Origin of the sequence: Bradyrhizobium sp. NBAIM01 (assembly GCF_020194115.1) — a bacterium.
GTDB lineage: Bacteria > Pseudomonadota > Alphaproteobacteria > Rhizobiales > Xanthobacteraceae > Bradyrhizobium > Bradyrhizobium yuanmingense.
This window is the reverse complement of the sequence record NZ_JADYVU010000001.1, coordinates 103489-128952: the sequence shown is the minus strand read 5'-3', so window position 1 is coordinate 128952 and position 25464 is coordinate 103489. Positions and strand designations below refer to the sequence as shown.

At 64.2% G+C, this 25464-nt stretch carries 20 protein-coding genes and 1 pseudogene; 9 read left to right on the top strand and 12 right to left on the bottom strand.

Translation table 11 applies throughout. From position 1 onward, the window contains the following. Positions 1 to 115 precede the first annotated feature (115 nt). Positions 116 to 1249, bottom strand: coding sequence for a nitronate monooxygenase (locus tag I6F31_RS00530; protein ID WP_225139546.1), 1134 nt, complete (start codon positions 1247 to 1249; stop codon positions 116 to 118). A 285-nt stretch (positions 1250 to 1534) separates the two neighbouring features. Between I6F31_RS00530 and yghU the strand changes: the two genes are divergently transcribed. Beyond that, a complete protein-coding gene (gene yghU / locus I6F31_RS00525; RefSeq protein WP_225139545.1) occupies positions 1535 to 2407 on the top strand; it encodes a glutathione-dependent disulfide-bond oxidoreductase in 873 nt (290 codons plus the stop codon). A 194-nt stretch (positions 2408 to 2601) separates the two neighbouring features. On the opposite strand, the gene I6F31_RS00520 is transcribed toward yghU, so the two are convergent. The 4 genes from I6F31_RS00520 to I6F31_RS00505 all read right to left on the bottom strand — a co-directional run bounded on the left by I6F31_RS00520 (position 2602) and on the right by I6F31_RS00505 (position 6206). Further along, positions 2602 to 3216, bottom strand: coding sequence for a flavin reductase family protein (locus tag I6F31_RS00520; RefSeq protein WP_036016244.1), 615 nt, complete (start codon positions 3214 to 3216; stop codon positions 2602 to 2604). Positions 3217 to 3285: 69 nt separating this feature from the next. Continuing rightward, entirely contained in the window at positions 3286 to 4563 is a 1278-nt protein-coding gene (locus I6F31_RS00515) for an acyl-CoA dehydrogenase family protein (RefSeq protein ID WP_036023003.1), read from the bottom strand. A 376-nt stretch (positions 4564 to 4939) separates the two neighbouring features. Next, positions 4940 to 5320 (bottom strand): VOC family protein, encoded by a 381-nt coding sequence (locus I6F31_RS00510; protein ID WP_036023004.1) that lies wholly within the window; start codon positions 5318 to 5320, stop codon positions 4940 to 4942. Between the two features lie 106 nt (positions 5321 to 5426). Then, complete coding sequence (locus I6F31_RS00505; protein WP_036044683.1) at positions 5427 to 6206, bottom strand: SDR family oxidoreductase; 780 nt, start codon at positions 6204 to 6206, stop codon at positions 5427 to 5429. Between the two features lie 165 nt (positions 6207 to 6371). Here I6F31_RS00505 and I6F31_RS00500 point away from each other — a divergent pair, with 165 nt between their 5' ends. The 3 genes from I6F31_RS00500 to I6F31_RS00490 are packed head-to-tail and all read left to right on the top strand — an operon-like array spanning position 6372 to position 8524. Further along, positions 6372 to 7160 (top strand): enoyl-CoA hydratase/isomerase, encoded by a 789-nt coding sequence (locus I6F31_RS00500; RefSeq protein WP_036044702.1) that lies wholly within the window; start codon positions 6372 to 6374, stop codon positions 7158 to 7160. Further along, positions 7157 to 8143 (top strand): phosphotransferase family protein, encoded by a 987-nt coding sequence (locus I6F31_RS00495; protein ID WP_225139544.1) that lies wholly within the window; start codon positions 7157 to 7159, stop codon positions 8141 to 8143. The genes I6F31_RS00500 and I6F31_RS00495 overlap by 4 nt, the downstream gene beginning before the upstream one ends. Positions 8144 to 8146: 3 nt before the next feature. Beyond that, positions 8147 to 8524: a DUF6285 domain-containing protein gene (locus I6F31_RS00490; RefSeq protein WP_036016253.1), complete on the top strand. Its 378-nt coding sequence runs from the start codon at positions 8147 to 8149 to the stop codon at positions 8522 to 8524. A gap of 252 nt (positions 8525 to 8776) precedes the next feature. Here I6F31_RS00490 and I6F31_RS00485 read toward each other — a convergent pair whose 3' ends face one another. Beyond that, positions 8777 to 9556 carry an enoyl-CoA hydratase-related protein gene (locus tag I6F31_RS00485; RefSeq protein ID WP_109144466.1) on the bottom strand — a complete coding sequence of 260 codons (780 nt, stop codon included), beginning with the start codon at positions 9554 to 9556 and terminating at the stop codon, positions 8777 to 8779. A gap of 211 nt (positions 9557 to 9767) precedes the next feature. Between I6F31_RS00485 and I6F31_RS00480 the strand changes: the two genes are divergently transcribed. Beyond that, a complete protein-coding gene (locus I6F31_RS00480) occupies positions 9768 to 11042 on the top strand; it encodes an acyl-CoA dehydrogenase family protein (RefSeq protein ID WP_225143812.1) in 1275 nt (424 codons plus the stop codon). 142 nt (positions 11043 to 11184) lie between these two features. On the opposite strand, the gene I6F31_RS00475 is transcribed toward I6F31_RS00480, so the two are convergent. Then, positions 11185 to 12762 (bottom strand): fatty acid--CoA ligase, encoded by a 1578-nt coding sequence (locus tag I6F31_RS00475; protein WP_225146074.1) that lies wholly within the window; start codon positions 12760 to 12762, stop codon positions 11185 to 11187. Between the two features lie 297 nt (positions 12763 to 13059). Further along, positions 13060 to 13932 (bottom strand): annotated as a pseudogene (locus I6F31_RS00470) (SDR family oxidoreductase). A 116-nt stretch (positions 13933 to 14048) separates the two neighbouring features. On the opposite strand from I6F31_RS00470, the gene I6F31_RS00465 reads away from it, so the two are divergent. The 3 genes from I6F31_RS00465 to I6F31_RS00455 all read left to right on the top strand — a co-directional run bounded on the left by I6F31_RS00465 (position 14049) and on the right by I6F31_RS00455 (position 17119). Beyond that, positions 14049 to 14858 carry a crotonase/enoyl-CoA hydratase family protein gene (locus I6F31_RS00465; RefSeq protein WP_109144462.1) on the top strand — a complete coding sequence of 270 codons (810 nt, stop codon included), beginning with the start codon at positions 14049 to 14051 and terminating at the stop codon, positions 14856 to 14858. A gap of 140 nt (positions 14859 to 14998) precedes the next feature. Further along, positions 14999 to 16543: an acyl-CoA synthetase gene (locus I6F31_RS00460; RefSeq protein ID WP_225146073.1), complete on the top strand. Its 1545-nt coding sequence runs from the start codon at positions 14999 to 15001 to the stop codon at positions 16541 to 16543. Between the two features lie 171 nt (positions 16544 to 16714). Continuing rightward, positions 16715 to 17119, top strand: a complete 405-nt coding sequence (locus I6F31_RS00455) for a YccF domain-containing protein (RefSeq protein WP_036023017.1) — start codon at positions 16715 to 16717, stop codon at positions 17117 to 17119. 73 nt (positions 17120 to 17192) lie between these two features. Here the strand turns inward: I6F31_RS00455 and I6F31_RS00450 are convergent, their stop codons facing one another. The 3 genes from I6F31_RS00450 to I6F31_RS00440 form a co-directional block, all read right to left on the bottom strand. Continuing rightward, positions 17193 to 18617, bottom strand: coding sequence for a TRAP transporter large permease subunit (locus tag I6F31_RS00450; RefSeq protein ID WP_225146072.1), 1425 nt, complete (start codon positions 18615 to 18617; stop codon positions 17193 to 17195). After that, positions 18614 to 19177, bottom strand: a complete 564-nt coding sequence (locus I6F31_RS00445) for a TRAP transporter small permease subunit (protein ID WP_085968941.1) — start codon at positions 19175 to 19177, stop codon at positions 18614 to 18616. The genes I6F31_RS00450 and I6F31_RS00445 overlap by 4 nt, the downstream gene beginning before the upstream one ends. Before the next feature lie 94 nt (positions 19178 to 19271). Then, complete coding sequence (locus I6F31_RS00440; protein ID WP_225184523.1) at positions 19272 to 20378, bottom strand: TRAP transporter substrate-binding protein; 1107 nt, start codon at positions 20376 to 20378, stop codon at positions 19272 to 19274. Between the two features lie 1234 nt (positions 20379 to 21612). Between I6F31_RS00440 and ppc the strand changes: the two genes are divergently transcribed. Beyond that, positions 21613 to 24411: a phosphoenolpyruvate carboxylase gene (gene ppc / locus I6F31_RS00435; RefSeq protein WP_074447500.1), complete on the top strand. Its 2799-nt coding sequence runs from the start codon at positions 21613 to 21615 to the stop codon at positions 24409 to 24411. A 70-nt stretch (positions 24412 to 24481) separates the two neighbouring features. Here the strand turns inward: ppc and I6F31_RS00430 are convergent, their stop codons facing one another. After that, positions 24482 to 25396, bottom strand: coding sequence for an SDR family NAD(P)-dependent oxidoreductase (locus I6F31_RS00430; protein ID WP_109144458.1), 915 nt, complete (start codon positions 25394 to 25396; stop codon positions 24482 to 24484). Positions 25397 to 25464 lie beyond the last annotated feature (68 nt).

Here is a 25464-nt window from a genome sequence, read left to right as displayed (position 1 = left end):
GCTTCAGTTCACGATGTCAGTTGTTCGTCATTGCGAGCGCAGCGAAGCAATCCAGGATCTTTCCGCGGAGGCAGTCTGGATTGCTTCGCTGCGCTCGCAATGACAAGTGGGATCGTCACTCCGCCACCAGCGCATTCATGTGCTCGACGGCTTCGGCGAAATCCTGCTTGAACTCCTGTACCACCGCACCCGCCGACTTGACGCTGTCGATCAGGCCGACGCCCTGGCCGACGAAATAGCTGACGAGATCGCGCGCCTTGGCGTTGCCGCTTGCGGCGGCTCGGTCGATCGAATGGAAGGCGTCGCGGCTAATGATGCTTTGCAACGGCATCGGCAGCGCGCCCGGGCTATCCGGCGCGCGGTCCCAGGCGTCGGTCCAGACTGAGCGGAGCTGCCGGGCCGGCTTGCCGGTGCGGCCCTTCGAGCGCACCGCATCGCGCGAGGATGCCGCGATCATCTTCTCGCGAAAGATCTCGCTTGTCTCGGACTCGACCGTGGCCAGCCACACCGAGCCGGTCCAGACGCCGGCCGCGCCCATCGCCATGCAGGCCGCCATCTGCCGTCCCGTCATGATGCCGCCGGCTGCCAGCACCGGCACGTCTCGGATAGTCTTGATCGCCTTGATCACCTCCGGCACCAGCACCATGGTCGAGACCTCGCCGCAATGGCCGCCGGCCTCGGTGCCCTGCACGACGAGAATATCGACGCCGGCCGCGACCTGGCGCAGCGCGTGCTCCTTGGCGCCGACCAGCGCTGCAACCGGCACGCCGTGCTTCTTGCCCATCTCGATCATCGCCTTCGGCGGCACGCCCAGCGCATTGGCGATCAGGCGGATCGGATGATTGAAGGAGACCTCGAGCAGCTGAAGCGCGGTCTTGCCGTCGAACGGCTGCGGCTGGTTGTCCGCGACCTCGGTGGTGGTCAGCTCGATGTCGTACTTCTTCAGGAGATCGCGCGTGTAGTTGCGGTGCTCCTGCGGCACGCGCGCTTCCAGGCTCTTCCAGGTGACGTCCTTCTCGCCGGCCGTCGAGATGTTTTCCGGGATGAGCACGTCGATGCCGTAAGGCTTGCCGTCGACGTGATCATCGATCCACGTCAGCTCACGCTCGAGCGTGTCCGGCGTATGCACGGTCGCGCCCAGCACGCCGAAGCCGCCGGCGCGGCTGACGGCGGCAACGACGTCGCGACAATGGCTGAAGGCGAGCAGCGGGAATTCGATCCCCAGCATGTCGCAGATCGGCGATTTCATGGCTCTCTCCCGGCGGCAGGCTTCGCATTCTCGTTGCTTTCGCTGGCAAAGCAAAGTGACGCTAGCCGATCGATGACATGCCGGATCTGGCGAGGCATCTTGTGTGCAGACGTCGCGCTCTATCCGCGGGCCGCAGGCCCTGCGGGCACCCGGGAATGACGGAGGGGAGGGGCTGCCATGACAAAACGCAGAGTTGTCCCATCCGGCAATGCATTGCGGCGCCCTTGTCATCGGCCGTTTGCGGGCTAATTAATGCAGACGCATCCTTTTTGCCCGGAGCCCCGCATGACCGACGCCCCTTACGTGCCGCCCAGAGTCTGGACCTGGAACAAGGAGAACGGCGGGCAATTCGCCAACATCAACCGCCCGATTGCCGGCCCCACCCACGACAAGGAGCTGCCAGTCGGCAAGCATCCGCTTCAGCTCTACTCGCTGGCGACGCCGAACGGGGTCAAGGTCACCGTGATGCTGGAGGAGCTCCTGGCGCTCGGCCACAAGGGCGCCGAATATGACGCCTGGCTGATCAAGATTGGCAATGGCGATCAGTTCGGCAGCGGCTTCGTCGACATCAATCCGAATTCCAAGATCCCGGCGCTGATGGATCGCTCCGGTCCCGAGCCTGTCCGGGTGTTCGAGTCAGGCTCGATCCTGTTCTACCTCGCGGAGAAGTTCGGCGCCTTCCTGCCGAAGGACGTCAAGGCCCGCACCGAGGCGATGTCCTGGCTGTTCTGGCAAATGGGCAGCGCGCCCTATCTCGGCGGCGGCTTCGGCCATTTCTACGCCTATGCCCCGACCAAGATCGAATACGCCATCGACCGTTTCGCGATGGAGACCAAGCGCCAGCTCGACGTGCTCGACCGGCGTCTCGCCGACAACGAATATCTCGCGGGCAAGGACTACACCATCGCCGACATGGCGGTGTGGCCCTGGTATGGCGCGCTCGCCAAGGGGCTGGTCTATGGCGCCGGCGAATTTCTGTCGGTGCAGGACTACAAGAACGTGCAGCGCTGGACCGACCAGATTGCGCAGCGCCCCGCCGTGAAGCGCGGCCGCATGGTCAACCGGGTCTCCGGCGATCCCGCCAGCCAGCTCCACGAGCGCCACGACGCGAGCGACTTCGAGACCAAGACCCAGGACAAGCTCGTGCCCGCAACGTAGCTGACGGGTTCATCACCTCTCCCCGCAAGCGGGGAGAGGTCGAATTCGATCGCAGATCGAATTCGGGTGAGGGGGTACAGGTCCCTCGACAGTCTCGCGCGTGGAGAAAGCCCCTCACCCCAACCCTCTCAGCGCGAGCCAAGCTCGTCGCGGCCCCGTAAGAATGGGGCGAGGGAGCGCACCGTTGCTGCGGCCTATTTCTTCATGCCCTCCGCCGCCGGAAACACCACGCGGTCATCGGTGCGGCAGTAACGGTCGGCGAACATGCGGCCGATCGGGTGATAGCGGTCCATGTGCACCCGCATCGCCTTGTCGTCCCAGAGTTCGTCGCGGATGTGGAAGTGGAGGCCTTCGCCCATGATCAGCCGGCGATCGTCGTTGACGTCGATCAGCTTCCAGAGCTTGCACTCCATCGCCCAGGGCGTGTCAGCTAGCCGTGGCACCCCGATCTTCGTCGAGGGCGCAAGCTTCAGCCCGAGATAATCGGGCTCGCTGATCTCAGGCGGAAAATCGCCGCTGCTCTCGTGCATCGCCCGCGCCAGCGGCTCGTCCGTGAGGTTGACCACGAATTCACCGGTGCGCTGGATGTTGAGAAACGTGTCCTTGTCCTCGCCGTTCGGCTTGCGGTTGGCCGCGAACATGCAGAGCGGCGGATCCTCGCAGAAGGCGTTGAAGAAGCTGAACGGGGCGGCGTTGACCACGCCGGTCGGCCCGAGCGTGGTCACCCACGCGATCGGCCGCGGCAGAATGAAGGACGTCAGCACCTTGTAGCGCTCGCGTGGCGTCAGCTCGCTGGCGGCGTAGTCCATGGTGGCTCCGTTTCTTTCTGCGCCTCTCCCCGTGGGCGGGGAGAGGCCGACGCGCGCCAAGAGAGCGGCTCACGCCATGCTCAGCTCGTGGCGGCCCACCACCATCCAGTGCACCTCGTCCGGACCGTCGGCGAAGCGCAGGTGCCGCACGTCCTGATACATCTCGGCGAGCGGGGTCCAGTGCGAGATGCCGGTGGCGCCGTGCATCTGGATGGCCTGATCGATGATCTTGCAGGCGCGCTCGGGCACCATGGCCTTGACCATGGAGACCCAGACGCGGGCCTCCTTGTTGCCGAGCACGTCCATTGCCTTCGCCGCTTTCAGCACCATCAGCCGCATCGCCTCGATCTCGCAGCGCGCCTGCGCGATGATCTGCATGTTGCCGCCGAGATGGGCGATCTTCTTGCCAAAGGCCTCACGCGTGAGGCCACGCTGCACCATCAGGTCGAGCGCCTTCTCGGCCTTGCCGATGGTGCGCATGCAGTGATGGATACGGCCGGGGCCGAGGCGGAGCTGCGAGATCTCGAAGCCACGGCCTTCGCCGAGCAGGATGTTCTCCTTCGGCACGCGCACATTGTTGAAGCGCATGTGCATGTGGCCGCGCGGGGCGTGGTCCTGGCCGAACACGTACATGGGACCGAGCACCTCGACGCCGGGCGTGTCGCGCGGCACCAGGATCTGCGACTGCTGCTTGCTCGGCGCCGCGTCCGGGTTGGTCTTCACCATCACGATGAGGATCTTGCAGCGGGGATCGCCGAGGCCCGAGATGTAGTACTTCTCGCCGTTGATCACCCATTCGTCGCCGACGAGCTTTGCGGTGGTCGAGATGTTCTTGGCGTCGGAGGAGGCGACGTTCGGCTCGGTCATGACATAGGCCGAACGGATCTCGCCGTTGAGCAGCGGCTTCAGCCATTTCTCCTTCTGCTCCTTGGTGCCGACCCGTTCCAGCACTTCCATGTTGCCGGTGTCGGGCGCCGAGCAGTTCATGGTCTCCGAGGCCAGCGGACTCTTGCCGAGCTCTGCCGCGATATAGGCGTAGTCGAGATTTTTCAGGCCCTGGCCGGTCTCGTCATCGGGCAGGAAGAAGTTCCAGAGGCCTTCCTGCTTGGCCTTGTTCTTGGCCTTCTCCAGCACCTCGAGCTGCTTCGGCGTAAAACTCCAGCGATCTTCCTTGCCCTCGCCGGCCTTGGCGAACTCGATCGACATCGGCTCGACGGTATCGCGGATGAACTTCTTGACGTGATCGTAAAGCGGCCGGACCTGGTCCGACATCCGCAAGTCGTTGAGCTCGTCGCCGGGATTGAGCGTGTAGTTGGTGGTGCGGGGAATGTAGGTGTGTTTTGTCATTGGTCCTCCCGGGATCGCTAGAACGTGTTGTGCGCAAGAATAGTCGCAGCGCCGGCAAAGTGCGAGGGCGCATTTTCACGCGTGAGGCCATGCCATGCGATGGAATATCGCAAGGCCGTTTGAAATGTTGTTTGAATGGGCGCGGCGCACTGGGCACGCCCGCGCCACGCTCTCCGCCGTCATCGCCCGCCTTGTGCGCACTTGCGCACTGGGGCGGGCGATCCAGTACTCCGAGACGGCAGTGATTGAACAGAGTAGCTGCGGCGTACTGGATTCCCCGCCTGCCGCCTACGCTAAAGCTTCGGCGCCCCTGGACCTCAACCCTGGCGAAGCCTTGGCGTAGCCGGGTCGCGGGGAATGACAGCAGTGGATGTGGCTAGTTCGCCATCCGATGCATCGCGCAGATTTTGTTGCCATCGAGATCGCGCAGGTAGGCCAGATAGAGCTTGCCGCCCGGGCCCTGGCGAATGCCGGGCGGATCCTCGATCGATTTTGCGCCGGCTGCAACGCCCGCCGCGTGCCACGCATCGACCTGTTCCGGCGAATTGGCGGCAAAGCCGATCGTGCCGCCGTTGGCGCAGGTCGCCGGCTCGCCGTTGATCGGCTTCGATACCGAGAACACTCCGGTCTTGGTGATGTAGAAGATGCGGTGGCCGTCGACCCTGGCCGGCCGCACCTCGAGCGTGCCGAGCAGTTGGTCGTAGAACGCCTTGGCCTTGTCCAGGTCGTTGGTACCGATCATGACGTGTGAAAACATTTGCCCGTTCCCTCAGTGTTGTGGCCCGGATGGAGCAGAGCGAAATCCGGGTCTTGCTTGCTTTTGGCCGTCCCGGATTCGCTGCGCTCCATCCGGGCTACGAGAATCAAAAAGCGGTATAGCCGCCGTCGATCACGAACGTATCCGCGGTGTGATACGACGACGCCTTGCTCATCAGATACACCGCGATGCCGCCGAAATCGGAGGCTTCGCCGAAGCGCCGCATCGGAATCCGCGGCATCACGTTGGCTACGAACTTGTCGTTCGCCATGAGCCCTGCGGTCATGTCGCTCTTGATCCAGCCCGGCAGGATCGCATTGGCGGTGACGCCGTGACGTGCCAGCTCGACGCCGAGCGCGCGCACCAGCGCGTTGATGGCGGCCTTGGTCGCGGCATAATGCTCGTTGCGCGCCGTGCCGAAGATCGAGGCGAGGCTCGAGGTCGCGACCAGCCGGCCAAAGGGATCGCCGGCATTGGCGCGATCCGTCATGTGCTTGGCGGCGGCCTGGAACGCGTGGAACACGCCGTCGAGATTGGTCGCGAACATCGTGCGCCATTCCTCCTCGGTGCGCTCGATGAAGGCGCGCCGGCCACCGCCGCCGATGCCCGCATTGGCGAAGCAGCCATCGACCCGGCCGAAGGTGTCGAGCGTCGCCTTCATCGCTGAAGCGACCGAGGCCGGATCGGTGACGTCGCAGACGCGGCTGTCGACCTTGCCGGACAGGCCCTCCATGCTCGCGGCAGCGGCCTTGTTCTTGTCAGCATTGCGGCCCCAGATCGAGACGTTGCAGCCCTGGCCCGCGAGCGCCTGCGCGATACCGAGCCCGATGCCGCCATTGCCACCGGTGATCACGGCCACGCGGCCGGAAAGGTCGAAGAGGTTCATGGCGCGTTTCCTGTTTTTTGACTGCGGCGCATCAGCCGCTGCGCACAAGATGCTTGCTATGCTCCGATCACCATGGACAAGACCGCGCCAAAAATCAAATATGCGCCCCGGCAAAACGAATTCCGGCCTGCGAAACTGGTGCGGGCCGCAACTGATGAGGAAACCATGCAGTTCAAACACGTCACGCTCGACTTCGATGGCTCGGTCGCGATCCTCAAGCTCGACCATCAGGAGGTGATGAACGCGGTCTCCGTCGACATGCTGGGCGGTCTTTCCGAGGCGCTCGATGCGATCGAGGAGAAGAAGGACGAGGTGCGCTGCGTGGTGCTGACCGGTGCGGGGCGGGCGTTCTGCACGGGCGCCAATCTGCAAGGCCGCAACAACCAGGCGAAGAAGACCAAGGCCGGCCTTACGCTGGAGACCGGCTTTCATCCCTTCCTGCGCCGCATCCGCAACCTGCACTGCCCGATCGTCACCGCGGTCAATGGCCCGGCCGCCGGCGCCGGCATGAGCTTCGCGCTGCTCGGCGACATGATCCTATGCGCGCGCTCGTCCTATTTCCTGCAGGCCTTCCGCCGCATCGGCCTCGTGCCGGATTGCGGCTCGACCTGGCTGTTGCCGCGCCTCGTCGGCCGCGCGCGCTCGATCGAATTGTCGTTGATGGGCGAGCGCCTGCCGGCCGAGAAGGCGCTGGAATGGGGCCTTGTCAACCGCGTCTATGATGACGGCGTCTTGATGGAGGAAGCGATGAAGCTGGCGCGCGATCTCGCCAGCGGGCCGACCGTGGCGCTGTCGCTGATCCGCAAGCTCTATTGGGACAGCCCGGAAAATTCCTTCGAGGATCAGCTCAATCTGGAATTCCAGTGCCAGCTCCGCGCCGGCGACACCGAGGATTTCCGCGAGGGCGTCGGCGCCTTCCTCGAGAAGCGGCCCGCGCAGTTCAAGGGCAAATGATCGAGGCGGCGCTTTCACGCAGCGTCCAGCGCTGGTGCAAAGGGGCGACCGGCGCGACCTGTGCGGCAAAGCTCTCCGGCGGCGCCAGCCAGGAAACCTGGCGCTTCGACATCTCCCATCCCGACGGGCCGATCGGCGCGATCCTGCGGCGCTCACCAAAGGGCTATGGCGCCGCGCCGACCCGCGCGGCCGGTCTTGCCGCGGAAGCGCAGTTGATGCAGCTCGCCTATGAGGCCGGCGTGCCGTCGCCCCGCGTCCTGCATGTGCTGGTGCCGGAGGACGATCTCGGCACCGGCTTCATCATGCAGCGGGTCGAGGGCGAGACCATTGCGCGCAAGATTCTTCGCGATGAGGAGTTTGCTGCGGCGCGACCCATTCTGGCGCGGCAGATCGGCGGCATTCTCGCCGGCCTGCACAAGCTGCCGCTGGACAGACTGCCCGAGCTGCGCAGCCGCGGCGCAACCCAGGAGATCGCCGAGTTCGAGCGCGACTATCGCAGCCTGAACTGGCCCAAGCCGGTATTCGAGCTGGCGCTGCGCTGGCTGCGCGATCACGATCCCGGTCCCGCGGCCGAGACCACGCTGGTGCACGGCGATTTCCGCAACGGCAATCTCATCATCGGCGCCGAGGGCGTTCGCGCGGTGCTGGACTGGGAGCTCGCCCATCTCGGCGATCCCATGGAGGACCTCGGCTGGGTATGCGTGAACTCCTGGCGCTTCGGCGAGATCGACAAGCCCGTCGGCGGCTTTGGCGCGCGCGAGGAACTGTTCGCGGGCTACGAGGCCGCGGGCCGCAAGGTCGATCCCGCGCGCGTCAAGTTCTGGGAGGTGATGGGCACGCTGCGCTGGGGCATCATGTGCGGCGGCATGATGCAGCGCTTTCGCGAGGGGCCCGACCATTCCATGGAGCGCGCCATGATCGGCCGCCGCGCCAGCGAGACCGAGATCGATCTGTTGCGGCTTCTGGCGCCGCGCGGGAGCTGACACATGCAGGACGAGCCGACCCCGATCGAGCTGACCAAGGCAGTCGCCGATTTCCTCCGCAGCGACATCACGCCGCTGATCTCCGGCCACCAAGCCTTCAAGCTGCGCGTCGCCATCAACATCCTCGACCTCGTCACGCGGCAGCTGACGCGGGAGGAGGGAAGCGATGCGAAGGAGGTGGAGCGCCTGCGCGCGCTGCTCGGCATCGACGGCTCGGTCATGGAGCTCAACCGTGTTCTCGCACATCGCATCGCGAGCGGGGAGATGGATCTCGCGACCCCAGGCCTCGCCGAGCACCTGTGGGCAACCACGATGGACAAGCTGGCGGTCGATCAGCCGAATTATGCCTCGTACAAGCGCGAACTAGGACGAAGCGGGTAAGTCTCTCCCCCTCATTGCGAGGAGCCCTTGCGACGAAGCAATCCAGACTGTCTCTGCTGGGCAGCCTGGATTGCTTCGCTACGCTCGCAATGACAGTGTTGAGAGAGGGGGCGCTCCTCTCTCCGCCGTCCTTCCGGGGCGTCGCGAAGCGACGAACCCGGAATCCATTCATCCGCACGTTCTGTCGCTCAATGGATTCCGGGCTCGCGCCTGTCGGCGCGCTCCGGAATGACGAGTGGGGAGACCCGTTTCCTACTTCCCCACCCATTTCGGCGGCCGCTTCTCGGAAAATGCCTTCGGGCCCTCGATGTAATCCTGCGAGGCGACCATCGCCTGCACGGCCGGATAATCGCGTTGCTCCGCGATCGCCTGCTCCAGCGACACGCCAAGCCCCTTCTGAATCGCCTGCTTCGAGGCCCGGATCGACATCGGCGAATTCTTGGCGATCATCTCGGCCCAGCGCAGCGCGGCCGCGAGCGCCTCGCCCTGCGGCACCACCTCGTTGACGAAACCGAGCTCGAGCCCTTCCTTGGCGCTGACATGGCGCGCGGTGAGGATCATGCCCATGGCGCGCTTCAACCCGATCTGCCGCGGCAGCCGGTGCAGGCCGCCGGCGAGCGCGGCAAGGCCGACGCGCGGCTCGGGCAGGGCGAAGGTCGCGTTCTCCGAAGCGATGATGAGGTCGCAGGCGAGCGCGATCTCGAAGCCGCCGCCCATGGCGACGCCGTTAACGGCGGCGATGATCGGCTTGTCGCAGTCGAAGCGTGAGGTGAGGCCGGCGAAGCCGCCCTTGTCCCAGCCGCGTTTTCCCCCCGCTGCCTGCCACTTCAGATCGTTGCCGGCGCAAAACGCCTTATCGCCGCTGCCCGTGACGATCGCGATCCACTGCTCGGGATCTCCGGAGAAATCGTCAAACACCTTCTGAAGCTCGAAATGCGCATCGGTGTGCAGCGCGTTGTAGACCTCGGGCCGCGACAGCGTCACGATCGTGATTGGCCCCTTGCGTTCCACCTTTGAGAATTTCAGCTCCATCGCGCGCTCCCGGATTTTCTTTCGAAGGAATATTGGCGCCATACTACCGTGCGGGTGCGCCAGAGCACCATCGAATTGCGCGGGCGCGCCTTGCGCTCCTCACATCTCGGCTTGCTTGACTTGCACGCGCTCTTCTCACCTTAATCGCACCAAGCAAGAATGCGCCCAGCGCCTTAACGCAAAACGATAAAATCAATCCGGGAGAGAACCTGTGGATTTCTCATTGCCTGCCGATCTCGTCGCCTATCTCGGAGAGCTCGACCGTTTCATCGAACGCGAGATCAAGCCGCTGGAACAGGCCGACGACAACATCCGCTTCTTCGACCATCGCCGCGAATGGGCGCGCACCGATTTCGACAATGGCGGCCTGCCGCGTCACGAATGGGAGGCGCTGCTGCGCAAGGCCAAGGATCTTGCGGATGCCGCCGGGCATTTGCGCTTTCCTGTGCCGAAGCAATATGGCGGCAAGGACGGCTCCAACCTCTGGATGGCCGTGATCCGCGAGCATTTTGCCGCAAAGGGTCTCGGCCTGCACAACGACCTCCAGAACGAGCATTCGATCGTCGGCAACTTCCCCGTCGTCACCATGCTCGACCGCTACGGCCGCGACGACCAGAAGGCGATGATCGACGGCTCGATCAGGGGCAAGTACCGCATCACCTTTGGCCTGACCGAGCCGCATCACGGATCGGATGCCACCCACATGGAGACGCGCGCGGTGGCAGCCACGCGCGACAACGTCAAGGGCTGGATCATCAACGGCGAGAAGATGTGGACGACAGGCATGCACGTCGCCACGCACTGCGCGCTGTTCGCGCGCACCAGCGGCAACGATGGCGATGCCCGCGGCATCACCTGCTTCTTGGTGCCGGCCAAGAGCCCCGGCGTCAGGGTCGAGGAGTACATGTGGACCTTCAACATGCCGACCGATCATCCGCGCGTCAGCTTCACCGACGTGTTCGTGCCGGAGGATGCGCTGTTTGGCGAGGTCGGCCGCGGCCTGTCGCTGGCGCAATGCTTCGTGCACCAGAACCGCATTCGCCAGGCGGCAAGCTCGCTCGGCGCCGCGGTCTACTGCATCAACGAGAGTGTGAAATACGCGCGTGAGCGCAAACCGTTCGGCAAGGCGCTGGCCGAGAACCAGGCGATCCAGTTCCCGCTGGTCGAGCTTGCGACCCAAGCCGAGATGCTGCGCCTCTTGATCCGCAAGACCGCCTGGGAGATGGACCAGCTCAATGAGGAGCAAATCGAGCGCACCCTGTCCGACCGGGTCTCGATGTGCAATTATTGGGCAAACCGCCTCTGCTGCGAGGCCGCCGACCGCGCTATGCAGGTCCATGGCGGCATGGGCTATTCACGCCACAAGCCGTTCGAGCACATCTATCGCCACCATCGCCGTTATCGGATCACCGAAGGCAGCGAGGAGATCCAGATGCGGAAAGTGGCGGGGTTCTTATTCGGCTATATGGGGCCGGGGAAGCATTAGAGGCTCGCACTGCTATCGTAGGGTGGGTTAGCGCTGCGATTGCGCGAAGCGCGATCGCAGGGCGTAACCCACCAGCGCCATCCGCGTGGATTGCAAAGAGGTGGGTTACGCCTACGGCTAACCCACCCTACGGCACCGCGGATCAATTCACCCGCCGATCCTTCCCCGCCCAATACGGCTCGCGCAGCTGCCGCCGCAGGATCTTGCCTGACGGATTCCTCGGCAGCGCAGGCAGGAATTCCACGCTCTTCGGCGTCTTGTAGCCGGCGATGCGCGTCCGGGTGAAGTTGATGATCTCGGTGGCAGTCGCCTGCTTGCCCGGCTTCATCACCACGATCGCCTTCACGGCTTCGCCCCATTTGTCGTCAGGCACGCCGATCACGGCGGCTTCCGCGACATCGGGGTGGTCGCACAGAGCGCTCTCGACCTCGGCCGGATAGATGTTCTCGCCGCCGGAGATGATCATGTCCTTGATGCGGTCGTGGATGTAGAGATAGCCGTCCTCGTCCATGTAGCCGGCATCGCCGGTGCGCAGCCAGCCGTCGCTGCGCAGCGTGGATGCGGTCGCCTCCGGCAGGTTCCAGTAGCCGGCCATGTTGGAGCCCGAGCGCGTTGCGATTTCGCCGACCTGCCGCGGCGGCAGCGGCTTGCCGTCCGGATCCAGGATCGCGATCTCGACGCCCGGCAGCGCCTTGCCGGCCGAGCGCATCCGCTCCAGCCCCTCGACGTGATCCTCCGGCGGCAGCGCGACGATGGTGCCGGTGGTCTCGGTCATGCCGTAGAGCTGCACGAAGCCGCATTTGAAGACCTCGATGCATTCCTTCAGCAGCGCTGCGGGAATCGGCGAGGCGCCGTACAGCATGTATTTCAGCCGCGAGAAGTCGACCGTCCTGGCGCGTGGCTGCCGCACCACGAACTGCATCGCCGCCGGCACCATGAACAGTTTTGTGATGCCCGACTGCTCGAAGAAATCCAAAACCTTGGTCGGGTCGAACTCGCGCGCGATCACGCCGCGGGCGCCGTGATAGAGCCCCATGACGCCCCACCCCGAACCGCCGATGTGAAAGATCGGCATCGCCACCAGCGAGACATCGTCGGTCGACCACCGGTTCCACTCCGGCTTGTCCTCGGCATTGCCGGATTGCACCAGGTTGAGGAAGTTGGCATGCGACAACATCGCGCCCTTCGGCTTGCCCGTCGTGCCCGACGTGTAGAGCTGGATCGCGATGTCCGTGGTGTCGATCGGCACCTTCGGATCATCGCCGCTCTGCGCATCGCGCCATGCCGTAAAATCCGGCCATTCCGGCGCGCCGCCCTCGGTGGTGATGACGGTGCGCACGCTTGGTATCTGCTCCCGGATCTGGCGCACTTGAGTGATGAACTCCGGCCCGACGAACAGCACCGGCGCCCTGCAATCCGAGACGATGAAGGCGACCTCGGGCCCTGCCAGCCGCCAGTTCACCGGCGCCATCACGACGCCTGTCTTCATCGCCCCCATCAGGAGCTCGAAATAGATGTCGCTGTTCTTGCCGAGATAGGCGATGCGGTCGCCCTTCTTCACGCCCATTGCGAGGAGCGCGTTCGCCACCTTGTTGGTCTTGATGTCGAACTCGGCGAAGATGGTGGTGCGGCCCTCGAATTCATAGGCGATGGCGCTGCCGCGGCTCTTTGCACGCTCGCGCACCATGTCGGCGAGGTTCGCCAGTTTCTGTATGGACATGTTTCTCCCGCAGGCGTTTGTTTTTATGCCCGGGAGTGTGGCGTCATCCGCCGGTGAAGACAAGATGGGCTCCGCTGTCGTCCCGGACAAGCGCGCGCCTCAAGCGCGCGCAGATCCGGACCCATAGCCACAGGAAGTTGTTTGGCGAAGACACGCAGTTACCTGTCTCGCGCCACGACTGCTCCCTGTGGTTATGGGTCCCCGCCCCCGTGCGCTTTGCGCACTAGGCGGGGACGACAACTGGGGGCGTGGTGAAAACGTCAGCCCCTTACATGTCCGCGCATTTGCAATGCGCCGTCATCCCCGCTTCGCGCGGTCCTTCTCGTTCTGCGCCATGATGCTCTCGCGCGCGGTCTTCCAGTCGTCGTCGCTCCAGTCGCGGAGCTGGTAGAAGTTGCCGCCCATGGCGAGCGCCTAGGCGCCGTCCATGGCGATGGTCTCGCCGTTGATCCAGTCGCAGCCGCCGGAGATCAGGAACACGGCCACGTTCTGCAGTTCCTCCATGGTGCCGACCCGGCCCATCGGGTTCATCGCCCTGGTGCGCGCGCCGGCTTCGTCACCGGGCTTGATGCGCTTGCTCATGCCCTCGGTCGGGATTTCGCCCGGGGCGATGGTGTTGAGGCGGATGCCGTGTCGTCCCCATTCGGTGGCAAGCGACATCGTCATGGCGTGGATCGCCGACTTGCTCATCGCCGAGGGCACCACGTAAGGCGAGCCGTTGCGCACCCAGGTCGTGGTGATCGAGACGACGTTGCCGGGCTGCTTCAAGGCGATCCAGCGCTTGCCGACCGCATGTGTCACGTAGAACGTGCCGTGCATGACGATGTTGGCGACCGCATCGAAGCCGCGCGGCGAGAGCTCCTCGGTCCGAGAGATGAAATTGCCCGCGGCATTGTTGATGAGGTCGGTGAGGGGGCCATCGCGGAAGATGCTCTCGATCATCTCCTCGACCGCAAGCGCGTTGCGGATGTCGACGCCGTGGCTGGTGACGCGGCCGCCATACAGATCCATCAGCTCGGTTGCGGTCTCGTCGCACACGATCTTGCGCCGACCGCAAATGTGCACCTCGGCGCCGAGCTGGAGAAAGCGCGCCGCCATCGATTTGCCGAGACCGGTGCCGCCGCCGGTCACGAGAATGCGCCGGCCGGCCAGAAGATTTTCCTTGAACATGGCTGTTTCCCCCGTAGGGATTGTCAGTTAATTGGTCGATTGACTAAATCCGGCCGCCGGCGTCCTGTAAAGCGGCACTGAACAAGAACAGGCAAGAACTAGGGGAGAATTCGTCCATGGAAGATCGCGTCTCGATCTCGATCTCGGAAGGCGTTGCCGACGTGCGCCTGGTGCGCGCCGACAAGATGAACGCGCTGGATCAGCCCATGTTCGAGGCCCTCGTCGCCGCAACCGACCGGCTTTCGAAGGAGAAGGGCGTGCGCGCCGTCGTGCTCTCGGGCGAAGGCCGTGCCTTCTGCGCTGGATTGGACATGGGGCGTTTTGCCGCCATGAAGGAGAAGGGCGGCAACGGAATTCCGGGTGGCGAAAATCGCGATCTCACGGTGCGGACCTATGGCAAGGCCAACTTCGCGCAACAGGCGGTGTGGGGCTGGCGTCAGCTTCCGATGCCCGTGATCGCGGCCGTGCATGGCGTCGCCTTCGGCGGCGGCTTCCAGCTCTCGCTCGGCGCCGACATGCGCTTTCTCAGCTCGGATGCGCGCATGTCGATCATGGAGATCAAATGGGGCCTCGTGCCCGACATGGCTGGCACGCCGATCCTGGCCTCGCTGGTGCGCGATGACATCCTGCGCGATCTCACCTACACCGGGCGGATCTTCTCGGCGCAGGAGGCGCTGGCTTACGGCCTCGCCACGCGCATCTGCGACGATCCGCGCGCTGCAGCGCTTGATGTCGCGCGCGAGATCGCAGGGAAAAGCCCCGATGCGATCCGCGCGGCCAAGCGGATGCTGAACAATCTCTCGGTCGATCCGGGCCCGGCGCTGCTCGCCGAATCCGTCGAGCAGCAGAAGCTGATCGGCAGCCCCAACCAGACCGAGGCCGTGCGCGCCAATCTGGAAAAGCGCGCGCCGAATTTTGCGGATTAGCTTTGGGTCATTCCGGGATGCGCCGTAGGCGCAGGCCCGGAATCCATCGAGCCGCATCGTTCGCTGTGAAATGGATTCCGGGTTCGATGCTGCGCATCGACCCGGAATGACGGCACAAACAACAACAAAGAAAAACAACAATGAGCCAAACGTCCCCCTTCCTCGGCATCGTCTCCGGCGAGCGCCGCCGCTCTCACGGCGAGGTCACTGAGCGCGCCGACCGCATCGCCTCCGGCCTCGCCAAGATCGGCGTCCGCCAAGGCGATTGCGTCTGCATGCTGATGCGCAACGACATCGCCTTCCTGGAAGCCGCCTACGCCGCGATGCGGCTGGGCGCCTATGGCGTGCCGATCAACTGGCACTTCAAACCGGAGGAGATCACCTACATCCTGAAGGATTCCGGCGCCGCCGTGCTGATCGCTCATGCCGACATGCTGCACGGTTTGCGCGATGCGATTCCTGAGGGAGTCACCGTGCTCAGCGTGCCGACGCCGCCGGAAATCCGCTCCAACTACAAGATCGATCCCGATCATCTGAAGACGCCGGACTTCGCGATCGATTTCGAAGCCTGGCTCGCGCAACACCCGCCCTATGACGGCCCGATCGTGCCGCAGCCCATGAACATGATCTACACGTCGGGCACGACAGGCCATCCCAAGGGCGTCCGCCGCAACGCGCCGACGCCGGAGCAGCAGGCTGCCGGTGAGCGCATGCGTGCGATGATCTATGGGCTCAAGCCCGGCGCCCGCGCATTGCTGCCGGGGCCGCTCTATCATTCCGCGCCGAACTCGTTCGGCATCCGCGCCGGCAAGCTCGGCGGGGTGCTGGTGCTGATGCCGCGCTTCGAGGCGGAGGAATTCCTGCAGGCGATCGAGCACTACAAGATCGACACCATCTTCATGGTGCCGACCATGTTCATCCGCCTGATGAAGCTGCCCGAGGAGGTGCGCAGGACGTACGACGTCTCCTCGCTCCGCCACGTCATCCACGCCGCCGCGCCGTGCCCGGCCGACGTCAAGCGCGCCATGATCGAATGGTGGGGGCCGGTGATCTACGAGTTCTACGGCTCGACCGAATCCAGCGCCGTGACCTTCGCGACGTCGGAGGACGCGCTGAAGAAGCCCGGCACCGTCGGCAGGATCTCGCCCGGCGCCGAGCTGCGCTTCATCGGCGAGGATGGAAGCGTGCTCGGGGTCGGCGAGATCGGCGAGATCTATTCGCGCATGGCCGAGATGGCCGATTTCACCTATCACAACAAGCCGGAGAAGCGCGCCGAGATCGACCGCGACGGCTTCATCACCTCCGGCGACGTCGGCTATATCGATGAAGACGGCTACGTCTTCATCTGCGACCGCAAGCGCGACATGGTGATATCAGGCGGCGTCAACATCTACCCGGCCGAGATCGAATCCGTGCTGCATGCGGTGCCCGGCGTGCATGATTGCGCCGTGTTCGGCATCCCCGACGCCGAGTTCGGCGAGGCGCTGATGGCGGTGGTGGAGCCGCAACCCGGGGTCACGCTCGCTGCTTCCGATGTCCGCGCCGCGCTGAAGGCGCATCTGGCCGACTACAAGGTGCCCAAGCACATCGAGATCCGCACCGGCCTGCCGCGCGAAGATTCCGGAAAAATCTTCAAGCGCCGCCTGCGCGATCCCTATTGGGAGCAGGCGGGCCGGAAGATCTAGCTACTTCGTAGCCCGGATGGAGCGAAGCGTAATCCGGGATCTCTCGCCCTGGAAAGATCATCCCGGATTACGCTTCGCTCCATCCGGGCTACGCCCCGCGCGCTGGAAGCGTCCTGGCACGAACAAATTCCGAGCCTATATGAATGGGATCATCCACCTCCGGATCATCCCATGGCCCCCGTTTCCATCCTTCTCAACATCCTCTGGATCCTCATCGGCGGCGCCTGGATGGCGTTCGGCTGGCTGATCGCGGCCGTTGTCATGGCGATCACCATCATCGGCCTGCCCTGGGCGCGGGCGGCGTTCAACATCGCCGTCTACACGCTGCTGCCGTTCGGCTCCCGGGCGGTCAACCGCTACGATGTCACCGGCGTCGAGGATATCGGCACCGGCCCGCTCGGGGTGATCGGCAACATCATCTGGTTCGTGCTCGCTGGCTGGTGGCTGGCGCTCGGTCACCTCCTGACCGCGCTCGTTCTCGCCGTCACCATCATCGGCATCCCCTTCGCCTGGGCCCATCTGAAGCTCGCCGGCATCGCGCTCTGGCCGATCGGCAAGGTGATCGTGCCGGCTTAGGACGTTGCCTCAACATCGGCGCTCGGCGGCAGAGCGGAGCCGTGTGGCGCCGTCGCGGACTCAATCGCGCGCGCTACTTCTTTTTTGGTGTCAACCAGTCCTCGTCTTCCAGGGACGGTGCTTGTTTCTGCTGTTCCAGGATTTTTCTGTACTCCTCCGGGATCACCTGGCTGCGAGATGCTTCATGCAGCGTGTGCGGGAACCAGGTCGCAATGCCGGGGAAGGCAATCATCAGGCCAACGCAGATCACCTGCAGCACCATGAACTGGAACATGCCAGCGTAGATCGTTCCGAGACTCCAGCCCTTGACCACCTGCTTGAGATAGTACGCTGACATGGCGACGGGCGGCGACAGGAAGGCGGTCTGCAGCACCACCGCAACCAACGCTCCGAACCATATGAGGTCGATGCCCATGCCTTTCACGACAGGATAGAAGATCGGCAGAAACACCAGGATGATGGCCGGCCACTCAAACGGCCACCCCAGCAGGAAAATGAGAAGGAGCACGACAATCAGCATGAGGCTCGGCGGCAACTGCAGGCTGAGCATCGTCTCGGTGATCCAGTTCGCTGAGCCAAGGCGGGCGAACACCGCACCGAAAATGTTCGACGTGACCGCCAGCAGGAGGACCATGCTCGACGTCGCCATCGTCGAGATCAGCGCCCGTTGCAGTCCGCTGAGCGAGAACCTGCGATATGCGATGGCCAGGATCAGCGCGCCGACGCTGCCGATGCCGGCGGCCTCCGTCGGCGTCGCAAGCCCCCCGATGATCGAGCCGAGCGTCGCCGTGATGAGCCCGAGCAGCGGCAGCGTTCCGACGGCCACCTCGCGTGCAATGTATCCAGCGGAGTAGATCCGCTCATCCTTTGGCACTGGCGGCCCGAGCTTGGGATTGATGAAGGAGCGGCCCATCAGATAGATGATGTAGACGCCGGCCAGCAGAAAGCCCGGTCCGAAGGCTGCAGCATAGAGATCGGCGACCGAAACCCCGAGCACCGGCCCCATCACGATCAGCATGACCGACGGGGGAATGAGAATACCGAGCGTGCCGCCCGCCGTGATGGTGCCCGCTGAAAGCTTGGCATCATAGCCCGCCTTCGTCATGATCGGCGATGCCATGATGCCAAGAACGGTGACGGCTGCGCCGACGATGCCTGTCGCCATCGCGAACACGGTCGAGGTCAGGATGACGACGAGGAAGAGTGCGCCGCGCACCGGCGCAAGCAGCATGCGGAACGCCGTAAAAAGGCGCTCCATGAGTCCCGCCTGCTCGGTGATGAAGCCCATGAAGATGAACAGCGGTACGGCGGCGAGAAGTTCTTCCTTCATCATGCCGATGGTCTGGAAGTAACCAAGCTCGAAGACCGTCCCGCCCATGCCCCAGTAGCCGAACGAGAAGGCGAGAAACAGCAACGTGAACGAGATCGGCACACCGATGAAGATCGCGCCCAGCAGCACCAGCAGCATGATGAGGCCGATGAGCGCTTCTGCGGTCATATCTCGACTTTCTCCTTATGCTCCAGCTCGACGCCGGTGCGCGCCATGTAGATGCTCTTGATCAACTCGGACACGCCCTGGACCAGCAGCAGGAGGCAGGCGAGCGGCACGACGAATTTGAACGGCCACAGCACGGGCCGCCAGGGAGTCTGGTCCGAAGTCTCGTTGATCAGCCAGGCGTAGTGAAATTCGTTCCAGCTGATCAGGAACAGCATGATCAGGCTCGGGAAGAAGAAGACGACATAGGAGATCGTATCGATCCAGCCCTTCCTACGGATCGAGAACTTCTCCCAGAAGAAGTCGGTACGGATATGAGCACCCTTGTGCAGCGCGTAAGCGGCGCCAAGCATGAAGAGCGAGCCGTAGAGCATGTAGGTTGCGTCGTAGGCCCATATGGTCGGCGCGTTGAACAGGTAACGCGCCCCAACCTCATAGGCGACGGCGAGAACCAGCGGCACCGAGAGCCACGAGATGATCGTGCCGGTCCGGTCGGTGAAGCCGTCGATCATCCTGATGATAGCCAGAAGCGCCGGTGGCTGCCCGCCTGTTATCTCAGCCATGCCTCGCCCCTTTCGCCGATCATTCGTGCGGCGCAAAGCAGGCCGCCTGCGTGCGAATTGAGGGCGGTCAAATCGGCCGCCCTCGGAGGAAGTCCTATTTCTCGGTTGGGAAGTAGTAGTTCGCCATGAAGGAGTATGGCGGGAAGTAAGACCTCTTGTACGGGACCACAGCGCTGGCATACGCCTTCTGCGAGTCGTGCACCTTCTTGAAGAACGGGTTCCTGGCGCCCTCGGCGGTCGCGATCTCGTCCCACTTCTTGATGAAGGCCAGCAGGATCTCCGTCGGCGTGCGGAGAATCTGTACGCCGTGCTTCTGCTGCATCTCAATCAGCGCATCGGCGTTCTGGCGCTGCCACTTGGTCCACCAGACGAGGAATGTCTCGTTGGCCGCCGACTTGATGATCTCCTGATGTTGCGGGCTGAGCTCCTTCCACACATCGCCGTTGATGACGAGCTCGCCGACCGTCACGTTCTCATGCAAGCCGGGTGAATAGTGATACTTCCAGACGTTGTGGAAGCCGAGCTGCATGTCCTCGATGCCGCCGACCCATTCGGCGCAATCGATCACGCCGCGTTGCGCGGAGGGAATGATTTCTCCGCCCGGCATGTTGACCACCGTGAAGCCGAGCGCCTGCCACACTTCGCCGGCCATGCCGGTCTGGCGGCATTTCATGCCCTTCATGTCCTCGACCGTCTGGATCGGCTTCTTGAACCAGCCGAACGCCTGCGGCCCTGCAGGCAGGATTGGAAACACGACGAGGTTGAGCTTGAGCTCCTTCTGATAAAACTCGTTGTAAAGCTCGAGGCCGCCGCCGTGATAGAGCCAACCCATCACGTCCATGAAGTCCATGCCGAAGGTGCCGCCGGGACCGCCGGTGAACAGGATCGCGGTCTTGTTCTTGCCGGTCCAGTAGCCGGCCCACGCATGCGCTCCGTCGAGCACCTTCTTGTTGGTTGCGTCCAGCACCTCGAACGCCGGCACGACCTGGCCGGCGGGCATCGCCTCGATCTTCAGCGCGCCGGCTGACAGCTTGTTCACTCGATCGACGAAATAGGTGAAGTTGTCATAGAGCGTGAGCGACGCCGGCCATGTGGCCTGCATCTTCAACACCTTCGTCTGCGCCATGACTGTTGTGGTGGATACGACAAACGCCGAAGCGATCAGGGCAACGGCGACCAGTCCCAGAAACATGCGTTTCATGAGCCATCTCCTCCCTTGGACAACGTGACCGCGGCGAACTATTCTCTTCGTTGTTCTTGGTCGCCAAGTCTTCAAACCACGTCTGTCATCATTCTGCCACCATCGCCGCAAGTTGTCATCTTGCTTTCTGGCGGTGGCAAGCGCTGGAATTGGACATGGTCGAGACGTCAGCTCTTTGACCCTTCGGCGACGAACCTCCATTCGTTTGTTGCGCTGGCTGTCGGTGGCAAACCAGACGCCGGGGGCGCCTTTGGCTGCGGCGGGACGCGGCCAGGCGATGCGGCGCACACCATGCCTCGCGTTGCCCGACGGGCAAAACACGCCAATGCAGGTCAAGTGGCGGGAGTGCAAATATTCTGATTGACCGAATTCGCTGTTTCGGGTAAACCGCAGCACATCCCGGCTCGTCAAAGGGACGTTTCGCGATCGTCACGATATGTAGGCCAGGATGCGATGGACGCGGCAGCGCCGGCGCGTGACGGGATGGCAGGGCGGGCAAACCCGTGAGCCATCGCGATCCGCGGCACGACACGGTGTGGTCTCAACGTTGCTTTTCGGCATTGGGGGCGAGCACGCGCGAGCTTCCGACAGTCCGGGAGAGACGTCCGCGGACGGCAAAAGCGTGTGGTCCTGACGCCCGGGGTCTGTGCGTCAAGGCTTGCGGTGGTGAAGCGGCCCGACCGGGTGCGCGCATCAGTGATCCGCAAGGCGACTGGGGCAATAGTGCATCGCTCCCCGGGGAGAGCGCGCCATAAGCCGTAAAACCATTGCGCAGGGAAGGCCCGGATGTTCCGGCATCACCTGTGGTCACCCCGCGTGCGTCTTGTCGCGTGCGGACCTTGGGTGCCGGCTGGCGCCCGGCCTTCCCTGCGCCCTTGCTTCTCGATGAGGGCGAAACGGAAAGCAAAACTTCGGGCGCCTGCGCCGCGAGACCGCGAAGGCATGCTTATTATACGACTAGCTATTTTCTCGTGCCCCGGACGCAGCGCAGTGCGCCGCGCCTTCGCGGCGTGGTGCGCTGCAGAGCCGGGGCCCATTGCGGCGATGTGCTCTGAGGCTCCTGGGTCCCCGCTCGGCGCAGCAACGCTCGAAGGCGTTGCTGCTTGTCCGGGACACGAGGACGTCGCACTCCGATCCACGGTGCGTCGCCCCAACTTCATCTTGCACTGCGGTAGAAAAGTATCGCACACTCCGCCGGACCGGGCCGCCAAGGGCGCGAGCAGGGGAGCGAGCCATGTCCCTCCAGACCGTACCATCCGACAGCACTGAGCAGCGCCCCAACCGCCCTGAGGATGTCCAGGCGATGGAGGCCGATGCCCGGCTGCGGGACGATATCCGCCTGCTCGGGCGCATTCTGGGCGACACCGTGCGCGACCAGGAGGGCGCCGACGTGTTCGACCTGGTCGAGCGCATCAGGCAGACCTCGATCAGGTTCCACCGCGACGAGGACCGGCTCGCCCGCCGCGAGCTCGAGCAGATCCTCGACAGCATGTCGACCTCCGAGACGGTGCGGATCGTCCGCGCCTTCAGCTATTTCTCGCACCTTGCCAACATCGCCGAGGACCAGAACAACATCCGTCAGATGCGCGCGCGCGCGGCGGCCAAGAATGGCGGCTCCGGCGTGCTGGCGGAGACACTGGCGCACGCCAAGGCGGCGGGCATTGGTCCCGACCAGCTCCGCAACTTCTTCAAGACCGCGCTGGTCAGCCCGGTGTTGACCGCGCATCCGACCGAGGTCCGCCGCAAGAGCACCATGGACCGCGAGATGGAGATCGCAGCCCTGCTCGATCGCCGCGAGCGGGTTGCACTGACCGCGGAGGAGGCGGCTGCCAGCGACGAGCAGCTCCGCCGCGAGGTGCTGACGCTGTGGCAGACCAACCTCTTGCGCCGGACCAAGCTCACCGTGCTGGATGAGGTCGCCAACGGCCTGTCGTTCTACGACTACACCTTCCTGCGCGAGGTGCCGCGGCTCATCAACGCGCTGGAGGATCGGCTGGAGGAGAGCGGCGAGCAGGCGGCCGGCGACCTTGCCTCGTTCCTGCGCATGGGCAGCTGGATCGGCGGCGACCGCGACGGCAATCCCTTCGTCACCGCCGACGTGATGCGCGGCACGCTGCGGCTGCAGTCGAGCCGGGTGATGCAGTTCTATCTCAACGAGCTGCACGTGCTCGGCGCGGAGCTGTCGATCGCAGCCCATCTCGCCGACGTCTCCGAGGAGCTGCGCACGCTTGCGGAGCGTTCGCCGGACACCTCGCCGCACCGGAGCGGCGAGCCCTATCGCCTGGCAGTCTCAGGCATCTATGCCCGCCTCACCGCGACGGCCGAAAAGCTCGAAGTCGAGATCACGCGCCGGCCTGTCGGCAAAGCGGCGCCTTACGAGAGCGTCAGGGAGCTGCTAGCCGATCTCGACGTGCTGCATCGCTCGCTGATCTCCAACAACGCCCGCGTCATCGCGCGCGGCCGGCTGCGGCTCTTGCGCCGCGCGGTGGATTGCTTCGGCTTTCACCTGGCCCGGCTCGACATTCGCCAGAACTCGGCCGTCCACGAGCGCACCATCGCCGAGTTGATCGACGCCGCCAATCCCGGCATGTCCTATCTCGCGCTTGGCGAGGACGCTCGCATCTCGCTGCTGACCAACGAATTGCGCTCGACGCGCGCGCTGGTCTCGCCCTTCGTCAAATACAGCGACGAGACGATGGGCGAGCTCAACGTGTTCCATGCCGCCGCGGAAGCGCATGCGAAATTCGGCTCGGACGCCATTCCTCAATGCATCATCTCGATGTGCAAGGGCATGTCGGACATGCTCGAGGTCGCCGTGCTCCTGAAGGAGGTCGGCCTCGTCCATCCCTCCGGCCGCAGCGCCATCAACATCGTGCCGCTGTTCGAGACCATCGAGGATTTGCAGGCTTCGAGCAGCATCATGGACCGCATGCTGTCGTTGCACGATTACCGCCGGCTCGTCGACAGCCGCGGCAGCGTGCAGGAGGTCATGCTTGGGTACTCCGACAGCAACAAGGACGGCGGCTTCGTCACCTCGGGCTGGGAGCTCTACAAGGCCGAGATCGGCCTCGTCGAAGTGTTCGAGCGGCACCACGTGCGCTTACGCCTGTTCCACGGCCGCGGCGGCTCGGTGGGGCGCGGCGGCGGGCCGAGCTATGACGCCATCATCGCGCAGCCCGGCGGCGCGGTGAACGGCCAGATCCGCATCACCGAGCAGGGCGAGATCATCTCGTCGAAATATTCCAACACCGAGGTCGGCCGCAACAATCTGGAAATCCTCGCCGCGGCGACGCTGGAGGCAAGTCTGCTGCATCCGCGCCAGAGCGCGCCGCGCCGCGAATATCTGACCGCGATGGACGAACTCTCGAACCTCGCCTTCAAGGCCTATCGCGGCCTCGTCTACGAGACCGAAGGCTTCGTCGAGTACTTCTGGTCGTCCACCGTCATCAACGAGATCGCCACGCTCAACATCGGCAGCCGTCCGGCTTCGCGCAAAAAGACCCGCGCGATCGAGGATCTGCGCGCGATTCCCTGGGTGTTCTCCTGGGCGCAATGTCGCCTGATGCTGCCGGGCTGGTACGGCTTCGGCAGCGCGGTCGAGCAGTGGATCGCGGAGCATCCAGAGCAGGGCATGCCGTTCCTGAAAGAGCTCTACCAGGAATGGCCGTTCTTCCGCATGCTGCTGTCGAACATGGACATGGTGCTGGCCAAGAGCTCGATCGCGATCGCCTCGCGCTATGCCGAACTGGTGCCGGACGAGGCCTTGCGCGAAAAAATCTTTGGCCGCATCCGCCGCGAATGGCATTCCTGCATCGAGACGCTGCTCGACATCATGGGCCAGGACCGGCTGCTCCAGGGCAACCCGCTGCTGGAGCGCTCCGTGCGCCACCGCTTCCCCTATCTCGATCCGCTCAACCACGTGCAGGTCGAGCTCTTGAGAGAGCACCGCGCGCAGAACCCCGACGAGCAGGTGCTGCGCGGGATCCAGCTGACGATCAACGGGATTTCGGCGGGCTTGCGGAATACGGGGTAGGGCAAATTGCGAATGGCGAGTAGCGAATAGAAACCCTATTCGCCATTCGCCACTCCCTATTCGCGCAATCTCACACCGGATCCCAGGTGAAGATGTCGGCCGAACGATCGAGCTTGTAGAACGAGCCCTTCAGCGCCGGCATGCCGTGTTCCGCGATCGACTGCGGAGTCCAGCCTTCGCTCCGCTGCACCGAGCGGATCGGACGGTTCTGGCTGAACAGGAAGATCTCGTTCATGCGCACGCCAAAGATCTGGCCGGTGACGTCCTTGGCGGAATCGCCGAGCAGATAGCCGCAGAGCGGGGCGATCTTCTCCGGGCCCATCTGCTTGATCTTCTCGACACGCGCCTTCTCGGCGTCGGTCTCGGTCGGAATGGTGCCGATCATGCGGGTCCAGGCGAACGGCGAGACGCAGTTGGAGCGGACGTTGAAGCGGCCCATGTCGAGCGCGATCGACTTCGACAGCCCGACGATGCCGAGCTTGGCCGCGGCGTAGTTGGCTTGGCCGAAGTTGCCGATCAGGCCGGAGGTCGAGGTGAAGTGCACGAACGAGCCCGACTCCTGCTCGCGGAAGATGCGCGCTGCGGCGTGGCTGACGTAGAACGAGCCCATCAGATGTACCTTGATGACGGCTTCGAACGCTTCCACGCTCATCTTGTGGAAGATCATGTCGCGCAGGATGCCGGCATTGTTGACGACGCCGTCGAGCCGGCCGAAATGATCGGTCGCGGTCTTCACGATCTTGCTGGCGGGGATCGCTTCCGCGACGCTCTCGAAATTGGCGACCGCCGTGCCGCCGCGCTTCTTGATCTCCTCGACCACCTCCTCGGCGGGCGCCGCGTTCGCGCCCGCGCCGTCGGCGGCTCCGCCGGGATCGTTGACGACGACCTTGGCACCCTCGGCGGCGCACAGAAGCGCAATCTCGCGCCCGATGCCACGGCCTGCGCCGGTGACGATGATGACCTTGTCTTGCAGTGATTTGCTCATGTGGGTTCTCCGCTATGCGTTCCGGCGTTTCTTACCTCGCCCCGCTTGCGGGGAGAGGTCGGATCGCA

Coding starts and splice junctions, on each gene's coding strand:
- I6F31_RS00530 (WP_225139546.1), bottom strand. CDS start 1,249: ATGAAATCGCCGATCTGCGACATGCTGGGGATCGAATTCCCGCTGCTC.
- yghU (WP_225139545.1), top strand. CDS start 1,535: ATGACCGACGCCCCTTACGTGCCGCCCAGAGTCTGGACCTGGAACAAG.
- I6F31_RS00520 (WP_036016244.1), bottom strand. CDS start 3,216: ATGGACTACGCCGCCAGCGAGCTGACGCCACGCGAGCGCTACAAGGTG.
- I6F31_RS00515 (WP_036023003.1), bottom strand. CDS start 4,563: ATGACAAAACACACCTACATTCCCCGCACCACCAACTACACGCTCAAT.
- I6F31_RS00510 (WP_036023004.1), bottom strand. CDS start 5,320: ATGTTTTCACACGTCATGATCGGTACCAACGACCTGGACAAGGCCAAG.
- I6F31_RS00505 (WP_036044683.1), bottom strand. CDS start 6,206: ATGAACCTCTTCGACCTTTCCGGCCGCGTGGCCGTGATCACCGGTGGC.
- I6F31_RS00500 (WP_036044702.1), top strand. CDS start 6,372: ATGCAGTTCAAACACGTCACGCTCGACTTCGATGGCTCGGTCGCGATC.
- I6F31_RS00495 (WP_225139544.1), top strand. CDS start 7,157: ATGATCGAGGCGGCGCTTTCACGCAGCGTCCAGCGCTGGTGCAAAGGG.
- I6F31_RS00490 (WP_036016253.1), top strand. CDS start 8,147: ATGCAGGACGAGCCGACCCCGATCGAGCTGACCAAGGCAGTCGCCGAT.
- I6F31_RS00485 (WP_109144466.1), bottom strand. CDS start 9,556: ATGGAGCTGAAATTCTCAAAGGTGGAACGCAAGGGGCCAATCACGATC.
- I6F31_RS00475 (WP_225146074.1), bottom strand. CDS start 12,762: ATGTCCATACAGAAACTGGCGAACCTCGCCGACATGGTGCGCGAGCGT.
- I6F31_RS00465 (WP_109144462.1), top strand. CDS start 14,049: ATGGAAGATCGCGTCTCGATCTCGATCTCGGAAGGCGTTGCCGACGTG.
- I6F31_RS00460 (WP_225146073.1), top strand. CDS start 14,999: ATGAGCCAAACGTCCCCCTTCCTCGGCATCGTCTCCGGCGAGCGCCGC.
- I6F31_RS00455 (WP_036023017.1), top strand. CDS start 16,715: ATGGCCCCCGTTTCCATCCTTCTCAACATCCTCTGGATCCTCATCGGC.
- I6F31_RS00450 (WP_225146072.1), bottom strand. CDS start 18,617: ATGACCGCAGAAGCGCTCATCGGCCTCATCATGCTGCTGGTGCTGCTG.
- I6F31_RS00445 (WP_085968941.1), bottom strand. CDS start 19,177: ATGGCTGAGATAACAGGCGGGCAGCCACCGGCGCTTCTGGCTATCATC.
- I6F31_RS00440 (WP_225184523.1), bottom strand. CDS start 20,378: ATGAAACGCATGTTTCTGGGACTGGTCGCCGTTGCCCTGATCGCTTCG.
- ppc (WP_074447500.1), top strand. CDS start 21,613: ATGTCCCTCCAGACCGTACCATCCGACAGCACTGAGCAGCGCCCCAAC.
- I6F31_RS00430 (WP_109144458.1), bottom strand. CDS start 25,396: ATGAGCAAATCACTGCAAGACAAGGTCATCATCGTCACCGGCGCAGGC.